This is a genomic window from Saccharothrix stipae (genome assembly GCF_054781895.1).
Map to the genome: position 1 here is coordinate 60138 of NZ_BAAGTN010000003.1, position 17886 is coordinate 78023.

18 protein-coding genes are annotated in these 17886 nt (G+C 72.6%); 5 read left to right on the top strand and 13 right to left on the bottom strand.

Annotation, left to right across the window (positions count from 1 at the left end; translation table 11 throughout):
- Window positions 1–102 precede the first annotated feature (102 nt).
- Both ACYVLT_RS07080 and ACYVLT_RS07085 read left to right on the top strand, forming a co-directional pair.
- The gene (locus ACYVLT_RS07080) at window positions 103–426 is read left to right on the top strand and encodes a tetratricopeptide repeat protein (protein ID WP_461119564.1); all 324 of its coding nucleotides are present in this window, start codon (window positions 103–105) and stop codon (window positions 424–426) included.
- A 111-nt stretch (window positions 427–537) separates the two neighbouring features.
- Window positions 538–1089 (top strand): sensor histidine kinase, encoded by a 552-nt coding sequence (locus ACYVLT_RS07085; protein ID WP_461119304.1) that lies wholly within the window; start codon window positions 538–540, stop codon window positions 1087–1089.
- Here the strand turns inward: ACYVLT_RS07085 and ACYVLT_RS07090 are convergent.
- The 11 genes from ACYVLT_RS07090 to ACYVLT_RS07140 form a co-directional block, all read right to left on the bottom strand.
- Window positions 1053–1532 (bottom strand): SitI3 family protein, encoded by a 480-nt coding sequence (locus ACYVLT_RS07090; RefSeq protein ID WP_461119305.1) that lies wholly within the window; start codon window positions 1530–1532, stop codon window positions 1053–1055. The two genes, ACYVLT_RS07085 and ACYVLT_RS07090, sit on opposite strands and share 37 nt — an antisense overlap.
- Before the next feature lie 21 nt (window positions 1533–1553).
- Window positions 1554–2801, bottom strand: coding sequence for a CdiA C-terminal domain-containing protein (locus tag ACYVLT_RS07095; RefSeq protein ID WP_461119306.1), 1248 nt, complete (start codon window positions 2799–2801; stop codon window positions 1554–1556).
- Window positions 2798–3109: a type VII secretion target gene (locus tag ACYVLT_RS07100; RefSeq protein ID WP_461119307.1), complete on the bottom strand. Its 312-nt coding sequence runs from the start codon at window positions 3107–3109 to the stop codon at window positions 2798–2800. Before ACYVLT_RS07100 ends, ACYVLT_RS07095 begins: the two co-directional genes overlap by 4 nt.
- A 12-nt stretch (window positions 3110–3121) precedes the next feature.
- A complete protein-coding gene (locus ACYVLT_RS07105; RefSeq protein ID WP_461119308.1) occupies window positions 3122–3622 on the bottom strand; it encodes a YbaB/EbfC family nucleoid-associated protein in 501 nt (166 codons plus the stop codon).
- Window positions 3623–3736: 114 nt separating this feature from the next.
- Window positions 3737–4417 (bottom strand): glycoside hydrolase family 11 protein, encoded by a 681-nt coding sequence (locus tag ACYVLT_RS07110; RefSeq protein WP_461119309.1) that lies wholly within the window; start codon window positions 4415–4417, stop codon window positions 3737–3739.
- A gap of 310 nt (window positions 4418–4727) precedes the next feature.
- Complete coding sequence (locus tag ACYVLT_RS07115; protein ID WP_461119310.1) at window positions 4728–6602, bottom strand: PPC domain-containing protein; 1875 nt, start codon at window positions 6600–6602, stop codon at window positions 4728–4730.
- A 181-nt stretch (window positions 6603–6783) separates the two neighbouring features.
- Entirely contained in the window at window positions 6784–7167 is a 384-nt protein-coding gene (locus ACYVLT_RS07120; RefSeq protein ID WP_461119311.1) for an anti-sigma factor antagonist, read from the bottom strand.
- Between the two features lie 87 nt (window positions 7168–7254).
- Entirely contained in the window at window positions 7255–7659 is a 405-nt protein-coding gene (locus ACYVLT_RS07125) for a response regulator (RefSeq protein WP_461119312.1), read from the bottom strand.
- Window positions 7656–9137, bottom strand: a complete 1482-nt coding sequence (locus ACYVLT_RS07130) for a PAS domain-containing sensor histidine kinase (protein WP_461119313.1) — start codon at window positions 9135–9137, stop codon at window positions 7656–7658. The genes ACYVLT_RS07125 and ACYVLT_RS07130 overlap by 4 nt, the downstream gene beginning before the upstream one ends.
- Before the next feature lie 53 nt (window positions 9138–9190).
- Window positions 9191–9589, bottom strand: a complete 399-nt coding sequence (locus ACYVLT_RS07135) for an ATP-binding protein (protein WP_461119314.1) — start codon at window positions 9587–9589, stop codon at window positions 9191–9193.
- A 70-nt stretch (window positions 9590–9659) separates the two neighbouring features.
- Entirely contained in the window at window positions 9660–10307 is a 648-nt protein-coding gene (locus ACYVLT_RS07140) for a response regulator transcription factor (protein WP_461119315.1), read from the bottom strand.
- A 568-nt stretch (window positions 10308–10875) separates the two neighbouring features.
- Here ACYVLT_RS07140 and ACYVLT_RS07145 point away from each other — a divergent pair.
- The gene (locus ACYVLT_RS07145; RefSeq protein WP_461119316.1) at window positions 10876–11082 is read left to right on the top strand and encodes a hypothetical protein; all 207 of its coding nucleotides are present in this window, start codon (window positions 10876–10878) and stop codon (window positions 11080–11082) included.
- 75 nt (window positions 11083–11157) lie between these two features.
- Window positions 11158–12237: a hypothetical protein gene (locus ACYVLT_RS07150; RefSeq protein WP_461119317.1), complete on the top strand. Its 1080-nt coding sequence runs from the start codon at window positions 11158–11160 to the stop codon at window positions 12235–12237.
- On the opposite strand, the gene ACYVLT_RS07155 is transcribed toward ACYVLT_RS07150, so the two are convergent.
- Entirely contained in the window at window positions 12234–13142 is a 909-nt protein-coding gene (locus ACYVLT_RS07155) for a GDSL-type esterase/lipase family protein (protein ID WP_461119318.1), read from the bottom strand. The genes ACYVLT_RS07150 and ACYVLT_RS07155 overlap by 4 nt on opposite strands.
- Before the next feature lie 116 nt (window positions 13143–13258).
- The gene (locus tag ACYVLT_RS07160) at window positions 13259–14332 is read right to left on the bottom strand and encodes a toll/interleukin-1 receptor domain-containing protein (protein ID WP_461119319.1); all 1074 of its coding nucleotides are present in this window, start codon (window positions 14330–14332) and stop codon (window positions 13259–13261) included.
- A gap of 145 nt (window positions 14333–14477) precedes the next feature.
- Here ACYVLT_RS07160 and ACYVLT_RS07165 point away from each other — a divergent pair, with 145 nt between their 5' ends.
- Window positions 14478–17702, top strand: a complete 3225-nt coding sequence (locus ACYVLT_RS07165) for a GH92 family glycosyl hydrolase (RefSeq protein WP_461119320.1) — start codon at window positions 14478–14480, stop codon at window positions 17700–17702.
- Window positions 17703–17886: the final 184 nt, after the last annotated feature.

Consider the following 17886-nt stretch of genomic DNA (forward strand, 5'->3'; position numbering starts at 1 on the left):
GGGTTGGTATGCCGCCCGCGTCGGCGAGTACGACACCGCGCGCGCCCACTGCCAGGCGCCCTCACCCTGCATCAGCGCCACCACGACATCGCCGGCGAGGCCATGGCGCTGGGCAATCTGGGCTACATCGCCCATCACTCCGGTCAGTATGGTCACGCCTTTGGTTACTATCAGCGATCGCTTGCCCTCCTACGAGAGGCAGGAGACGTCTACAACGAGGCTCTGGCTCTGGATTGGATCGGCCAGACACACACCACCATCGGGCAGCATGACCAGGCTCGGGTGGAATGGCGCGAAGCGGTGCGGCTGTACCGGCAACAAGGCCGCGACGAAGACGCCGAGCGCATTCAAGGACAGCTTGATGCACTCGACCACTCCGACATACCCGAACAAGGCGGCCATCAGCCTCGTGCGTCGCCGCCCTGATCGCGCGCCGGCAGGGCGTGAACTTCGCGCTTCTGTCGATGTGCGGCCCACCAGCGGGAACGGCGGTTCGGCGCTCGACGGGCGCGAGGCGCAACCACAACCACCGCGATCGTGCACAGCCAACGCACCCTGGACGGCCTGCTCACCCTGGCCCGCTGCCACACCGGTCCCACCAGGCACGCCACGATCGACCTGGCGGACGTGGTGACCGGGATCGTCCGGGTGCGCGCCGAGCCGCACGGCGTCGAGCTGCGCACCGACCTGCGCCCGGCCCCGGTCACCGGCGACCCGGTGCTGCTCGACCGCATGGTCGGCAACCTGGTCGACAACGCCCTGCGCTACAACCGGACCGGCGGGCACGTCACCCTGACCACCGGCACGGCCGCCGGCCAGGCGCGGCTGCGCGTGGTCAACACCGGCCCGTGCGTCGCACCGGACGAGGTGGAGGAGCTGTTCGAACCGTTCGTCAGGGGAGCGGCGACGCGCAGCCGGACCGACGGCGCGGGCCTCGGCCTGTCCATCGTGCGGGCGGTCGTGCACGCGCACGGCGGCCGGCTGCTCAACGCCGCGCGTCCGACGGGCGGCTTGGGCATCACGGGCCTGTTCCCGACCGCCGAGGACGCGGTTCAGTCCTCCGGGAACGACTGGGTCTCGCGCCGGTAGGGCTGGTGGAGCAGGGCGAGGCGGTGGGACGGCCAGAGGTCGTCGCGCTCGTTGAGCAGCAGCGCGCCGGCGCGTCGCACCAGCCAGACGACCTCGTAGTCGTGGTGCAGCACCGCGTCGTCCGGGACCTTCGCCAGCACACCGGCCACCAGCCGCACGACGTCGTCCTGCTGGTCGCCGATGTCGGTCTTGGCCAGGCCGAAGACCACCAGCACGGTGGGCGTGGCGCCCAGGACGTCCGGCAGCGGGTTCCACGGCTCCGGCTCGTCCGCCACGACGCGCAGCCACGTGCCGCGGGTCGTGGCCGCGTTCTCGCCGAGCAGCCGGGCGGCGTCGGTCGCCGGGTCGAGCAGCCCGGCGGCCACACCGACCTCGCGCAGCGCGTCGGCGACCTCCGCCGCCGGAAGCGGTGTGGCGAGCGCGAGACTGTACGAAATGGACACTGGCATTCCTTGATCGCGGGGCTACGGGTACAAGTGAAGCACGTTGCCGCTCTTGTCGATGACGATGACTTCCTTGAGACCCGGGATCGGCCAGTCGTGCAGCTGCTTGCGCAACGCGGCCGCGTCGACCGGGCTGTCGACGAGGTTGACCACGAACCGGTCGGCCTGGCCGAGGTCGATCTTGTTCTTGATCCGGCTCGCGATGCTGCGCGGGAGGGGGGTGATGGGCGCGATGGCGTCGAAGATCCGACCCTCGATCCGGTAGTCCGGGTTCTTGCCACCGGGGACGGTCGGGTTCTGCTCGATGTCGTACCCGGCCCTGGCGAGGGTGGTCGCCGACTCGTTCTCCCGTTGCAGGGAGCGCTTGGTGTCCGCGTCGTTCTTCGGATTGATCTTGGTGCGCTCGCCGCTCGGCTGGGCGTTCGGGTCCGGGTCGCGGGAGGGGCCGGTGGATCCGTCCCCGTTCGGCTTCGGCTTCTTGCCGGTGTCGTCGGGCGGCTTCTTGTCGCCGCCGCCGCGCGACCGCAGGTCGTCCATCTTCTTGCGGATCCGGCGGAACAACTCGCCCAGGCGGCGCAGCAGGGGCGCCAACTTCTGCATGGTGCCGACCAGCCGCTTGACCAGCTGGGCGATCCGGGCCGCCCACTTGGCCGCGGCGGCCGAGGCCTGGGTGGCCGCGGCGGGCAGGCCGATGATGGTCAGCGCCTCCAGGGCCCACACCGTGAGGCGTCCCACGAATTCGGCGATCAGGTCCCGGACCGTCTCGCGGACCGCGCCGACGACCACGCCCGCCATCTCGACCGCGCTGCCCAGGCCGGACGCGGCCTCCGCCGCCGCGCCGATCACGGCCGCGACGTCGGCGGCGCGGGCGCGGTAGGCGTCGGCCGCCTTGCCGGTCCACCCGGCGGTGTCCGCGGTGTGCTCGGTGGCGTAGGCGGTGTGCACCTTGCCGACCGCGGTCGCGACGTTGTGCCACGTCCGGGACTGCGCGGACACCGCCGCGGCGTTGCCGGCGAGCTTGTCGAGCGACTCCCGCAACGGGCCGACGTGCTCCATGACGAACGCGACGACGCTGGACGCGATCGACCCGAACGGGTCCACCACGATGCTCAGCGCCTCCAGCCCTGTGGACGCGGCGCCGAGCCCGGTGTCGACCCAGCTCCCACCCCGGATGCCCTCCACCAGGTCGCCGACCGCCTCGGCGATGCCGATGCCCGTGTACGCCTTGGTGGAGTCCTGCACCGGCGCGACCAAGGGGTTTCCGGTCATCGCATGCCACCTTCGATGCGGGCGAAGCCGTGCACGGCGGCCAGGTCCTCGGAGTCGTAGTCGTCGGCCGTGTCGAGCAGGTTCCGCGCCACCGCCTCCAGCCCGCCGCGCGCGGCTTGGAGCGCCTCCTGCGCGGCCTTCTCGACGTCGTTGAACAACGGTGGCAGGAACTGGCAGATGTAGCCGTACGCACCGTCGGGCGTCACCTGGCCGGCGGCGTCGGCCGCGGTGCCCAGGCTCGCCGCGTGGGCGTCGACCTTGCCCGCGTGGGCACGCAGGTCGCCGCCGGTCACCTCGAAGCCGGCCATGATCCCCCTCGCTCAGCGGTCGTCGAAGACGGAGACGTCATCGGAGTCGTCTTGCACGGGTGGCGCGGGCCGCCGTGTGGTGGCGGCGGTGGTGGCGGTGGTGGTGCGCGTCGTCGACGGGTCGGGTTCCCCGGGATCCGCGAACTTCTGCGCGTAGTACCCGGCGATCCGCTCGGCGCCGTCCTCGCCGAGGGTGTCGCCGGCGACCTCGCGGACGCGTGCGGTGATCTGCGCCTTGGCCTGGTTGATCGCGGCCATCAACTGCCGGCCGACCTCGTCCGGCGCGCTGCGGGCGACCTGGTCGGTGAACCTCGCGTCGACCAACGACCCGTCGGCGTCCACGGTGACCGTGACGACGCCGTTCGGACTGGTCGCGGTGATCCGCACACCCTCGACCCGCTGCTGCAACTCCTGGTACCGCTCGGCCTTGCGCTCGAACCCGGCGACCCACTCGTCCAAGCCGCGTTCGACGGCGGCCGGGTCGCCGCCGAATAAGTCACCGGGCACGGTCATGCCGACGACCATACCGACGGATCACGTTCACCGGGGCCGAAATCGGCGACTGACAGCGGTGTGGCGCGGCGGCTTCGTCGCCGCCGCGCCACTGGGCGCTGTGATCGGGTCCGGTCAGCCGCTCACGGAGATGTTCGAGTTGCCACTGCTCTGGTAGCCCTCGGTCGCCATGATCATGTAGTAGCTGAAGTTGCCCAGCCGCATGTTGGCGCGCGACCACGCGTCGAAGTGGTTGCCGGTGGTGATGGTGCCGCCGACCTTCTTCTGCTGCCGGACGCTCCAGAACTGGGGGAACGTCTTGTTGCCCTCGACGGACGGCGCGTTGTACCGCATCGTGTGGTAGATGTCGTACGTGCCGCCGTCGCTGGTGACCGTGCCCCGGTGCTGGCCGGTGGGCCGGTAGTTGCCCCAGCTGTCCACGATGTAGTACTCGACGAGCGGGTTCGAGGTCCAACCGTAGAGGCACAGGTACCCGTTGCCGGACGGGTTGAAGCTGCCCGAGTAGCGCACGGTCCGGCGGCCGCCGTTGCCCCATCCCTTGCCACACACGAAGTTGCCGGTGTTGCGCCACGAGGTGCTGTACTGCCCGCCCGATCCCATGGTCATGGAGACCGTGTTCTGGGCATCGGTCCAGAACGAGAAGTAGTAACCGTTGTGGTAGCCGGTCTGGTTCGTGGTGACGGTCTGGGCGTGCGCGGTGCCGGGCACGATCAGCCCGGAGCCGAGCGCCAAGGCTCCGGCGCCGCCGATGAACATCCTGCGGCTGATCGGGTGCGCAGGGGCGTTGTCGTCCATATGTGTGCTTCCTCCTCGTTGAGGCCAGCGAGGGGCCACCCGGGTGTTCCGGTGCGTACACTGGGTGACCCGACCGACAGTGGTTCAGGGTCCGTCGATGCAGACAGTGTTCGGCTGATTCCGGCGCGCTGTCAACGATTCTCGTAATGTTGCGAAAACCTTCTCGGAATACTTGCGAAATTCCGTTCGGCGATCACGCGTCTCATTGGCTCCGGTCCTGGTGGCGGCGATGTCGGCGGATCGGTCGCCCGGGTGGCGGTGAAAGGTTTCGGACGCGGGCCGAACCGCGGCCGCCGGCGTGGCGCGCCGGTCAACCGGTGCCGCGGACGAACGCCCACGCGGTGCGGGTGACGGTGTCCTCGACGCCGGTGAAGCCCTCCGCCGGGCTGAGTTCGTCGACGGTGAGGTCGAGGTCCGGGTCGTCGGCCGTGCCGCCCGCGCCGTCCGGGCCGACCGCGAACATCACGGCCGGGTCGCCGCCGGGGTCCATGATGCCGTGCACGTCGTTGCGCAGGTCGGTGTGCCAACTGCCGGACATGTGCCCGACCTCGTGGCTGGTGATGTTGCCGACCGCGCGGCCGATGAACGCGATCCTGTCGCTCTCCGGCCGGACGTGGCTGTTCAACGACCACGCCGGCCCGGCGGGTGCGCTGAGCTCGTCGAGCAGCACCAGCGCGGTCTCCTCCTTGCCGAAGTTGCCCGCGTCGATGGACTGGGCGATGCCGACGGTCGAGATCCCGGTCTCGGCGACGGTGCCGCCGACCACGACCCGGCTGACGTTCGGCCGACCCCACGGGTCGGCGTGGTCGCGGCTGGTGAGGACGCGCAGCGCGAACCGCGGGTTGACGCCCCGGGCGAGCAGGTCCCGTTCCAGGTTCTCCCGCACGGTCTCGGTGATCGCGGTGATCAGGGCCCGTTCGTCGGCCGCGGTGAGGCCCCACCCCGGCAGGAACCGGGACAGCGGGGAGAGGTCGCGCAGGCCCCCGCCGGTGCCGTAGATCGAGGTGTTCACCCTGGCGCCGTCGAAGTCCAGGAAGACCGTGTGCACGGAGCCGCGCGCGGCGGTCTCCGTGCCGGGGCGGAACGCTTCGAGCTTGACGTCGTACGGACCTCCGCCCGCCTCGATCCCGAGCGAGTAGCGGCCGTCGGCCGGGGCGACGAAGTCCACCACGGCGTTGCCGCCGCCGGGCATCGGCGAGTCGACGGCGAAGTAGTTGGTCAGGTCCTGCGAGGAGCCGAACACCTCGCGGCCGGCCGGGTCGTACACCGCGAGCCGGGTACCGCCGCCCGCGACGGCCGCGCCGAGCACGTCGCCGGCGCGCAGGTCGAAGGAGTAGTAGTCGAGGTCGCCGCCCTTCTTGCCGCTGCTGATGCCCAGCTCGTACGGACCCTCCGTGGCGACGCCCGGGCCGGTGCCCGGTGTCTTCGGGTCGAGCGGCAACCCGAACGGGTCCGAGCCCACCATCAGGTAGAGGTCCCGGTTCGGCGGGATCGTGAGCGTGATGGCCGAGTCGGTCGAACCACCCGAGTCGCCGCTGACCGCCCACAGGCCGCCGTCGGCGTCCCACAGCGCGAGGACCGTGTCGAGGTCGCCGGTCGGGGTCGAGGTCCGCGCCGTGATCGTGGTGCCGCCGACACCGCCGCCGAGCCGGTAGAAGTCGACGTCGCCGGTGCCGTCGCCGGCACTGCCGTGCGGGCCGTCGCCGATGGTGCCGCCGGTGCGCACCGACCGGCGGGCGGCGGAGAGGTCGAGTTCGCCGGCGAGACCGATCGCGTCGTTGGTCTCGGCGAACGGCGGCAGCGTCGGGACGGTGTCGTCGGGCTTGACGTCGCCGGTCAGCGCGACCTTCGGGTGGGCCGTGCGGCGGGTGCCGAAACCGGCGATGTGCTCGGCCGTCGCCGGGCTGTCGTTGTCGCCGCTCACGCCGGGCGCTTCCTCCTCCCGGTACGGCAGGGCCGCCTGGGCGCCTGCGCGCGGCCGTGCCGACCGCGTCCGCGCCTTCGCCTCGCGGTCGCGGGCCACCGCGACCAGGTCGGTGGTCGACCGGTCCGCCGGGAACATCAGCAGCGGGTCCGGCTGGATCATCGGGACGGCCCGCGGCTGCGCGGTCGCGGCGGGTTGACCGCCCAGCACCAGCGCGACGGCCACCCCGACCGCGAGCACGCCGGATGAACGCTTCTCCATGGTTTCCCCCTGGTGTGCGGACGTCCAGGAAACCGTCCGGGTGGGCCAGGGGGAGCGGTTCGGCGGAGGTTGGCCCGTTCATGCCAACCGGCGGCGCGGATCGGAGGCCCGGGATGCGGCGTTCGGGCGGTTGCCCTACCGGCCGTCGGCGACCGCGCCCGCGGCCGTCACCACCGCGTGGTCAGTCCGTCTGGTGGGCGTGCTGCGCCGAGGAGATCGACGCCAGCGCGTCGTCGACCGAGGGGTGCACGTCAAGCAGGGACGACACGGCGGTCAGCTGGATCGGCCTCAACACCGCGCGCCGGGTCGCCACGAGCGCGAAGACGTCGACGCGGCGGCGGAGCTCCAGGAGCAGCGACAGGCCCGCGGAGCTGAAGAACACCACGTCGGACAGGTCGAGGACCAGCGTCGGCGCGCTCTCCGGCAGGTGTGACGCGAGCATGGCGCGGACCTCGGGAACGGTGTCGACGTCCAGCTCGCCCACCACGCCGACGACCAGGACGTCGCCCCTTCGGGTGACACGGATGTCGAGGATCGGTGAGGGTTGCCCCATCGGCTCGGCCACGACGTCTCCCCGCTGCGATGCGTTGTCGAACCACAGTTGTACCAGGCCGACGCTACGGCCTGGAGGACTCGGGCGCACCACCCCGGTTCACCCGCGCCCGGTGCCTCCCAACCGGCGGACGGCCGCGATGATGTCGTTGTTCGACACGCCCTTGACGAGGTGTTCGCCGACCCCCGCCGACCGGATCTCGTGGAACGCCTCGTGGTCGGTGGAGGCCGACAGCGCCAGGATGCAGGTCCCGGGCGAGCGGAGCCTGATCTCGCGGGCGGCCCGACCGCCGCCGCCACCGGGCATGCGGACGTCGAGCACGACGACGGCGGGCGTGTGGCGTTCGACCAGCGCGATCGCCTCGTCCGCGTCCCGGGCCACCGCGACGACCTCGAAGTCCGGCTCGGCGTCGAGCACCTCGCGCAGCGCGTCGCGGATCATCGGGTCGTCGTCCGAGATCACCACCCTGAGCTTGGGGTTCGTCCCGGGCTCGGCGTTCGTCACGGGTCGACCCCGTTCGACGTCGGGATCCAGAACCGCACCACCGCGCCACCGCCGGGGCCTTCGTTCACCGACCACCAGCCGCCCGCGGTCTCCGCGCGCTCGCGCATCTCGACCATGCCGAAGTGGTCGAACGCCGCGCGGTCGGACGGGGTGGCGACACCGAGGCCGGTGCCGACACCGACACCGACGCCGTCGTCGGCGACCTCCACCAGCGTGCCGCCGTCGACCGAGGTCAGGGACAGCTCGACCGAGGACGCCTGCGCGTGCTTGCCGATGTTGGCCAGCGCCTCCTGGCAGATGCGGAAGATCGTGACCGCGGACTCGGCCTGCGGCTCGGGGTCCAGCGAGTGCCGCAGCCGGTAGGTGATGCCCCACGAACCGGTGACGTCGGCGAGGTAGTGGTTCAGGGCCTCGACCAGGCTGTGCCGGTCGAGCTCCGGCGGGCGCAACCGGTACACCAGGTCGCGCAGCCGCCCGATGGACGCCCGCACCGCCTCGTCGAGCCGGCGCACGACGGCGGCCTCCTGCTCCGGCAGCCGGTTGGCCAGCAGCTGCAACCGCATGCCGACGGCGACCATGGACTGGATCGAGTCGTCGTGCACGTCCCAGGCGAGGCGGCGGCGCTCCAGTTCCTGCGCCTCCACGAGGTGCCCGACGAGCCTGCGCTGTTCGGTCAACGTCTGCTCGACCCGTCGGCGTTCGGTCATGTCGCGGGTGACCTTGGCGAAGCCGCGCAGGCGGCCGGTGTCGTCGAACAGGGCGGTGATGACGACGTTGGCCCAGAACCGGGTGCCGTCCTTGCGCAGCCGCCAGCCCTCGTCCTCGAACCGGCCCACGTCGATGGCCACTTCGAGCTCGCGCCACGGCTTGCGCGCCACCAGGTCCTCGGGCGGGTAGAACTTGGAGAAGTGCTCGCCGAGGATGTCGGCGGCCGAGTAGCCCTTGATCCGCTCGGCGCCCGCGTTCCAGCTGATCACGCGCCCGTTCGGGTCCAGCATGAAGATCGCGTAGTCCAGCACGCCCTGCACGAGCAGCCGGAACCGCTCCTCGCTCGACCTGAGCGCATCCTCGACCCGCCGGCGTTCGGTCATGTCGCGGGTGACCTTGGCGAAGCCGCGCAAGCCGCCGGTGTCGTCGAACAGGGCGGTGATGACGACGTTGGCCCAGAACCGGGTGCCGTCCTTGCGCAGCCGCCAACCCTCGTCCTCGAACCGACCCACCCGTGCGGCGACCTCCAACTCGTGCCACGGCTTGCGCGCGGCCAGGTCGTCGGGCGGGTAGAACTCGGAGAAGTGCCGGCCGAGGATGTCGGCGGCCGAGTAGCCCTTGATCCGCTCCGCGCCCGCGTTCCAGCTGATCACCCGGCCGCTCGGGTCCAGCAGGAAGATCGCGTAGTCGACCACGCTCGTCACGAGCAGTCGGTACGCGTCCTCGGTCGGCGGTTCGACGTCCGGGACGGCGGGGTGATCGTCGGCCATGGCGTCACTGTGCACGACGCCCTGCCGGGGTGCCACGGGCAGGCGTCGGGGTGTCAGGGCAGGCCCGCGCCGTCGGCGGCCATCTCGCACCACACGACCTTGCCGCCGTGCTGGGGACGCGCACCCCACGCCGTGCTCAACCGCTGGACGAGTTGCAGGCCCCACCCGCCGACGGCCGCCGACAGCCGCGCGCGGGGCAGGACCGGGCTGCCGTCCTCGACCTCGATCCGGAGCTTGTGCACGGTGCCGGCCAGCCGGATCACCGGGATGGTGGTCGTGTGCCGCAGGGCGTTGGTCACGAGTTCGGAGACGACGAGCACGGCGTCGCTGTGGTCGCCGAGGTACCCCAGGTCGGCCAGGGTCTTGCGGACGAAGACGCGGGCCAGCCCCGCCGCGCCCCGGTCGATCGGCGCGCTGAACTCCGCGACCGGGCCGGACACGGAGAGATCCACGTTCGTACTCTGCGGCATCGGGCGGTCGGTGCCCAGACGCAGCGTCACCGCTGCGACTGGTGCATCCGCACTAGTCGAGCAGGCCGGCGCGGCGGGCGATCGCCACCGCCTCCAGCTTCGACCTGGCGCCCAGCTTCTCCAGCACCCGCTGCACGTGGTTGCGCACGGTGTTGCGCGTCACGCCCATGCGCACGCCGATCTCCTCCGTGCTCGTGCCCTCGGCCATGAGGAGCAACGCCTCGCGTTCGCGGATCGTGAGCGCCACGCCGTCTTTGTTCCGCCCGGTGAGCTTGTCCAGCACGCCCGCGAGCAACCCGCCGTCGAACACGACCTCACCGGCCGCGACCCGCAGCACGGCGTCGGTCAGCTCCTCCAACCGGGCCGACTTGTGCACCAGTCCCGCCGCGCCGGACTCGGCCGCCCGCGCGGCGACGGACACGTTCGCCTCGCCGGTCAGCACCAGCACCCGCGCGCCGCACGCCTCGAAGCCGGCGATCGCGTCCAGGCCGTCCCCGTCGGGCAGTCGGCGGTCCAGCAGCACCACGTCGGGTCGGTGGAGCCGGACCTCGGCCAGCGCGGCGGCCACCGAGCCGACCGTGGCCACGACCTCGACGTCGCCCGAGTCCTCCCAGGCCAGCCTGATCGCCTCGGCGACCAGGTGGTGGTCCTCCACCAGGATCGCGCGGACCGGTCGGGACGGCTGGGGTGGGTGCGCCATGCTGTGCCGATCCTCGTCACTGGTCCGACCACCCACCCTAGTCGCTCCGCTCAGCCGGGTCCGATCGCCCGGCGGCTGTCCTGCCCGCGGCCCTGCCGCCGGTCCTGGTGGCCGGCCCGGCGCGGTCTTCCGTGGGTGATCGGCAGGGGTGATCGGCCGGGTTCGGCGGCGACCTCGCGTGCGGCTGTCCACTGTGGTCAGGATCGGCGACCGCAGCCCGTTGACGGGCCCGCCGCACGCTCGCACGTCCTGACGTCGTGGAACGCGCCGTGGTGCGGTCGCGTCGCAGTGGTGTGTTGCGGTACGTGGTCCTCGCGGGTGCCGGGCGCGCCTCGGTGTCGTTGTTCGTGCCGCGTGAGCGCGAACGCGTGGCGCACGTGCGGATGCGCGGCGACGGACTGCCCGCGGACGCCCTCACGGACGTGCTGCTGGACGTCGCGACGGGACGCCCGACCGCCGCCCCGGCGCGCCCGGGTACGGGGTCGACACCGCCACCGGGCGGGCCGTCCCGCTCGACACGGCGAGCTGTCCGCTGGACCGCGCGGCCGTCACCACCCGCACCCGCCTCGTGCGTTTGTGCGCGACCGCGTCCGGCGAGCTGGTCGTGTCCGCGCAAGGGCTCGACGGCGGCCCGCCGGTCACCGCCGCAGTCGCGCCGATCGACGGGCTCCCCGGCGGTTTCGACGCGCACCTGGTGCCCGCGCCGGGTGCGTTGGTGATCGGCCCGCCGAGAGGCCGCGACCGGCCGGGACCGGTCGTCGGCTTCGCGGCTTGACGCGTGGCCCACCGGTGACGACTCCCGGTGTTCTGATGAGGTGGTGGTTGATGCTGAACGGGGGGGAATGTCGTGGTGGAGGAGCCGCAGCCGCCGCGCTGGGCGGTGTGGGTCGCGCGTGTCGTGGCCCTGGTGGTCGTGCTGCCGGTGCGGGTGGCGTGGGAGTGGGTCAAGGTCGCCGGACGGGCCGTGCGGCGGTTCGTGCTGCGCCCCCTGGCGGTGGTGCTGAGGCGGGTCGGGATCGCCGTTCGCGCGGTGTGGCGGTGGGTGCTCGCGCCGGTCTGGGCGGGTGTGAGGTGGGTGGCCGAGGCGGTCGGAGCCGGGCTGCGCTGGTGCGGCGCGGTGGTGGTGCGGTACCTGTTCAGGCCGGTCGGCGTGGGCGTGCGGTGGGTGGCGGGTGCGGTTGGCTCGGGGTTGCGTCGGTGTGGCCGGGTGGTGCTGCGGTACGTGCTCAGGCCTGTCGGGGTGGGGCTGCGGGCGTCGGCCCGGCTGGTCGGTCGCGGGGTCGGTGCGGTCGCCGACGTGGTGCGTCGCGGGTTCGGGGCGGTGGCGCGGTTCGTGATGCGGCCGGCGGGGCGGGGGCTGCGTCGCGTGCTCGTGCCGGTCGGGCGGTGGTTGCGCGGGGCGGGTGGGGCGGTCGGGGGTGTGCTGCGTCGGGTGGTGGCGGCGGTGGGACGTGGGTTGCGCGTGGTGGTAGTCGAGCCCCTGGGGTGGGTCTGGCGCAACCTCGTCGTGCGTCCGTTGCGGTGGCTGTGGCGGGACGTGGTCGTGCGGGGTGTGCGTGCGGTCGGCCTGGGGTTCCGGTGGGTGGCGCGGCTCTTCGGCGCGGCCCTGCTGTGGGCGTTCCGGCTGGTGGGGCGGGCGCTGGCGGTGCTGGGCCGGGTGGTGCGGGACGCGGTGGTGTGGGCTTGGCGGCGGGTGGCGGTGCCGTTGTGGCGGTTGGTCGTGCGCGTGGTCCGCACGCTGGTCGTCACCCCGGTCAGGTGGGTCCACCGCGTGGTGCTCGCGCCGGCCGGTCGGCTGATCGGGCGGGTGTGGCGGGCGGCGGTGGTGGCTCCGGCCCGCTGGGTGCGCGTCTCGGTGGTCGAACCGGTGCGGTTGGCCGGGCGGCGGGTCCGCGGCCAGCTGCGCGGTGCGTTCGGACGTCGTGACTAACGGCCGGCGGCGCTGAGGACGGCGGACGCGATGGCCTCGTGACCGGCGGGCGTCGGGTGCACGTCGGTGTGCTCGCAGAAGTAGGTCAGGGCGCACACCTTCGCCACCGGCGTCGGGATCGGGCCGTAGGCCGGGTCCTGGGTCAGCTCCGTCAGCGACCCGTAGCCGCCGGTCGTGGCGGTGACGTCGGCGAACTTCGCCCCGACCTTCTCGTACTCGGCCTTGAGGGCGGCGTTGAAGAAGTCGCGGAACAGCGAGACCGACAGGCGGGCGAGGTCCTGGCCGTTCGGGAACGCGGGGGACACCCACGCGCCGAGGAACACGTCCGGGTAGGTCAAGCCCACGATCGGGGCATCGCCCGCGGCCTCGCGCAGGGCGGGCAGGGTGGTGGCCAGGTTCGCCCGGACCGCGGCCACGGCCTGGGAGGCGCAGGTCAACGGGTCACCCGCGCGGGCGCACGGCGCCAGGTCGTTGCCGCCGATCACGACGGTCACCAAACCGACCCGTCCCCGGTGTTCGCGCAGCACCTGCACGGCCGCGTCGAGCTGGGTGCGTCCCGCCAAGTCTGGCGCGTCGGGACCGCGGTTGCCGGGCGCGCAACCCGGCTCGGCCCGCAGCTGCGCGGACGTGGCGCCGCTGCACGCGAGGTTGATCAACCGCAGCTCCGACCGCTCGGCGACGAGGTAGGCGAAGCCGGCCCGGTCGGCACCGGCGGGTGCGCCCGCGTCGGCGGGCCGGTAGCCGGTCGCGTAGGAGTCGCCCAACGAGACGTACACGCGTTCGCCGGCCGGCGCGCCGCCGGTCGTGGACGTGGGATCCGGGGTGGTCGGGCCGGGGCCGCCGGTGCACGCGCCGAGTGCCACCAGCAGCGCACCGACCAGTGCCGATCGCCGAAGTCCCGACACGCCGACCCCTTCCCTCCAGTACGTGATCATTCCGGGTTCCCGGCCCGCCGTCCGGCAAACACGTCCACTGTGGACCGTCCGGTCGGGACGACGAGGTCCGCGGGACGGCGGGCGGATCAGTCCAGGGCGATGTCGTCGTCCGGCGTCCCGAGGTGCTGGACGCGGTAGGTGATGGCCGACAGCGGCACGTTGCGCACGAAGAAGACCCGGGACGGCGTCTCGGCCGACGTCGTGATGCCGCTGCCGTCGAAGCAGAGCCAGTCGATGCCCAGCAATCGGGTCATGAAGTGCTCCGTGCCCTGCCCGGCGTGCCGGTGGACGCTGGTGGTGCACCTCTCGTACCACAGGTCCTGGTCTGGGGAGCAGTAGTCGCGCGGCCGTCGGCCGAGGTCGGCGAGTTCCTGCTTCGTCGCGGTGAAGCACGCGGCGCGCTTCGGGTCCGACATGATCCGGAACGCGGCTTTCCAGGTCGCCGGCAGCAGGTCCAGCTTCCGCCGGTTGAGGTCGCCGAGCTCGAACGTGAGGGCCGTCCACGGGACGTTGGAGTTCTCGACCCGTTCGAAGGCGTCGCCGATCCAGAGGTTGGCCAGGACCTGCCGCAGCGTGCGGTGCCGTTGTTCGTCGTGGTCGCCGACGAACACGTACGCGCGATCGGGCGATCCGAGCGAGCCGCGGTGGTCGAGGCTCGTGCTCGGCACCAGGCGGACGGCTCGCCGGACCGGCGCGCGGCCGGCGTGACGCGACCGGATCTCCGCGGCGGACATGGCCATCCGGGAGCGCAGCGTGTGTTTGAGGCGATCGGCGACGCCCGGGAGACCGCCCGCGTCGGTGACCGAGACGCCGTGCTTGAGCCGCAGGCCGTACGGCAGGTCGACCGCGCGGCCCGGCTCGTCCAGCAGGATCGGTACGACCCGGTGCGGGTCGTGCTCCCGGCGGGCGAGGTCGAGTGCCCTGGCGATCTCCTCGCGCTGGTAGTGCGCGGCGTCGGTGCGCGGCGAGATCAGCACCAGCGTGACGGTGGCCCGCTCCTGTGCGGCGGAGAGCCGGTGACCCCAGTCGTCGCCCGGCAGCAGGCTCCGGCGGTCGAGGAAGACCCGGAACAGCGGGCTGAGCAGGTCGTGCAGGGCTGCCGCGGCTTCCCGGTCCGGACCGGCGTAAGCGATGAAGAAGTCCCACCGGTCCTCGGCCACCGGACCAACCTACCGCCGCGAGGTCTGACCGGTCAGGGTGACGGTCGGGGCTGGACGAGCGGGGGAGTCGTGCGCGAGAGTCGAGGCGGTGATCGGGCACGCGGATCACCTGACAACGTTGTCACCCAGAGAGGGTCCCTTGCCGATGCCGCTCAGACGAGGCAACACGCTCCTGTTGGCCGCCGCACTGGTCATCGTGGGGACGCCGGCGGTCGCCGCGCCCGAGGCGCCCCAGGCGGTGGACCCGACCACCCTGGTGAACCCGTTCGTCGGCACGCAGAACTTCGGCAACACGTTCCCCGGCGCGAGCATGCCGTTCGGCATGGTGCAGGTCAGCCCGGACACCGGCGGCCAGGGCGGCTACGACTACCAGCAACAGGAGATCCACGGCTTCAGCCAGACGCACCTGTCCGGCGTCGGCTGCGGCGTCGCGGGCGAACTGCCGATCATGCCGACGACCGGCCCGGTGGACAACGTTGACACGGCCGGGTACCGGTCGAGGTACTCGCACGCCGACGAGGAGGCGCGGCCGGGCTACTACCGCGTCGGCCTGTCCCGCTACGGCGTGGACGCCGAGCTGACCGCCACTCCGCGCACCGGCTGGCAACGCCACTCGTTCCCGGCGGGCGCGCAGGCGAACGTGCTGTTCAACACCGGCAAGGCGAACCAGCAGGTGCTGGACTCCGAGGTGCACGTCGTCGGCGACCGGACCGTCGAGGGCCGGGTCCGCGCCGGGCGGTTCTGCGCCGGGCGCGACGAGCACACCGTGTACTTCACCGCGACCTTCGACCGCCCGTTCGCGAGCTTCGGCACGTGGCGCGGCACGACCCGTTCGCCGGGTGTGCCGGACGCGGCGGGCGAGGGCGGCAACGGCGCGTGGGTGAGCTTCGACGCGACGGCCGACCGGGACGTGGTGCTCAAGGTCGGCCTGTCCTACACCGGGCTGGAGGGCGCGCGGAAGAACCTCGCCGCCGAGACCGCCGACTCCTACGACTTCGACGCCACCAGGGCGCGGGCGCACCGGGCGTGGGTGGAGCGGCTGGACTCGATCCGGATCGACGGTGGCACGCCGGAACGGCGGACCGCGTTCTACACCGCGCTCTACCACTCGCTGCTGCACCCGAACCTCGCCGGCGACGTGGACGGCCGCTACATGGGCTTCGACGGGCAGCCGCATGTCGCCCAGGGCTTCACGCCGTACCAGAACCTGTCGCTGTGGGACACCTACCGGCCGCAGAACCAGCTGCTGGAGCTGCTCGAACCCGAGGTGGCCCGCGACGTCGCGCTGTCGGTCGTGGCGAGCGGCCGGGATGGCGGGTGGCTGCCGCGCTGGGCGCTGGCCAACAGCGAGACCAACATCATGACCGGTGACCCGGTGACCCCGTTCCTGGTCGAGGCGTGGTCGAAGGGCCTGCTCGCCGGGCACGAGGAGGAGGCGTACGAGCTGCTCAAGCGCAACGCCACCACCGTGCCGCCCGCCGACTCGCCGTACAACGGCCGTTCCGGCGTCGGTTTCTACCTCGACCGCGGGTACGTCCCGTCCGGCTTGGAGCTCGGCGTGGACTGCGCGCACAAGGGCGGTGACAACGACTGCGTGCACCCGGCGTCGGCCACGTTGGAGTACGCGGCGGCGGACGCGGCGCTCGCGGTCATGGCCCGCGGCCTGGGCCGGCACGACGACGCACGGGTGTTCGCCGACCGGGGGCAGTGGTACCGCAACCTGTGGGACGCCTCGACCGGCCACTTCCGCCCCCGCACGGTCGAGGGCACGTGGGTGACGCCGTACGACCCGGTCGACGCGGGCCACCAGTTCCACGAGGGCGGCGCCTTCCAGTACCAGTGGCTGGTGCCGCAGGACCCGAACGGGCTGGTGCGGCTCATGGGCGGTCGACAGGCGACCGAGCAGCGGCTGGACGCGTTCTTCGCCTACGACAAGCTGCTCGCCGACCCGGCCCGGACCGTGCGCGAGGACTGGATCACCCAGCCCTACGACTACTACGGCAAGCCCACGTACAACCCGAACAACGAGCCCGACCTGCTCGCGCCGTACTTCTACCTGTCGACCAGCACGCCCGCGAAGACCGCGACCGTGGTGCGCGCGGCGATGACGTTGTTCACCACCGGTCCGGACGGCATGACCGGCAACGACGACCTGGGCACCATGTCGGCCTGGTACGTGTTCTCGTCGCTGGGCCTGTACCCGACGATGAGCGGCGGCGACTTCCTGGCGTTGTCGAGCCCGCAGTTCCCGGGCGCGACGGTCCGCACCGGCTCCGGCACGCTCACCATCACCGCGCCGGGCGCGAGCGACACCAACCGGTACGTGCAGCGGGTCGCGTTCGACGGCCGTGACGTGCGCCGGACGTGGCTGGACTGGGACACCGTCGCGGGCGGCGGCACGTTGGCGCACCAGCTCGGTGACGCGCCGTCGTCCTGGGGCACCGAGCCCGGCGCCGAGCCGCCGTCGATCAACCGCGCGCAGGCCGACGGGCGGCGGCACGTCGACGCGTCCCTGCGGCAGTCGTCGGCGGTCGTGCCGACGGCGGACGCGCCGCAGACCGTGACGCTGGCCCTGGACGTGCTCGTCCAGGCGCCGGGCGCGGTGCCCGTCGCGCTGTCGGCGACCGCGCCGGCCGGCTGGTCGGTCACGACGACGCGGCAGCTGGTGGTCCAGTCCGGTCGGCTGCCGACCCAGCGGACGGTCCAGGTGGTGGTGACGGTGCCCGCGGGCACGCCGATCGGCCGCTACCCGGTGCGGGTGACCGCGGCCGGGCCGAACACCGTCGTGCGCGAGGCCGTGGTCGAGGTGCGGCGGGCAGCGACGTGCGCGGTGGCGGGGGAGCAGTGCGCGGTGGACCTCACCGGCGAGCTGAACCACGACGGCACGGCGACGGTCGCGGCGTCCGGCGAGGGCGACTTCGACGGCCAGGGTTGGAGCTACGACGCCGCGTTGCTGCCCGCCGCGGGCCTGGTGGCGTGGGGCGGCGTGACCTACCAGGCCCCGGACGCGACCGGGACGGCGGCGAACTTCGTGGAGGCGCGCGGGCAGGCGATGTTGCTGCCCGCCGGGAAGCACGGCGCGCTGCGGCTGGTGGCGGCCTCGCACAACGGCCCGGTGACCGCGGCCGTGACCGTCCGGTACGCCGACGGCAGCACCGCCGAGGTGCCGATGACGGTCGGCGACTGGGCGGGCTCCGGTGGCGCGGTGGTGCTGGAGATGTCGCACCGGATCAAGGCCCGGCAGGGCCTGGACGGCCCGCCGGTGCGCCTGTTCGGCCTGTCCCTGCCGCTCGACCCGGCCAAGGCCGTGCACTCCGTGACGCTGCCCGACGACCGGCGGGTGGAGGTGTACGCGATCACGCTGGTCTGAGCGCGGTGGTCGGCGGTGGCCCCAAGGGGCCGCCGCGACCGCCGTGGCGGCGGTTCGGGCAATCATGCTGGTCCGGTCACAACCGGCCCCGTACAGAACCCGGGCCTGTTCGGGACCGACGACGTGCGGTTCCGTCTGGTCCGGTAGCGACCCCACTCGCTGTCACGAATCGCAGTGGTGTCAG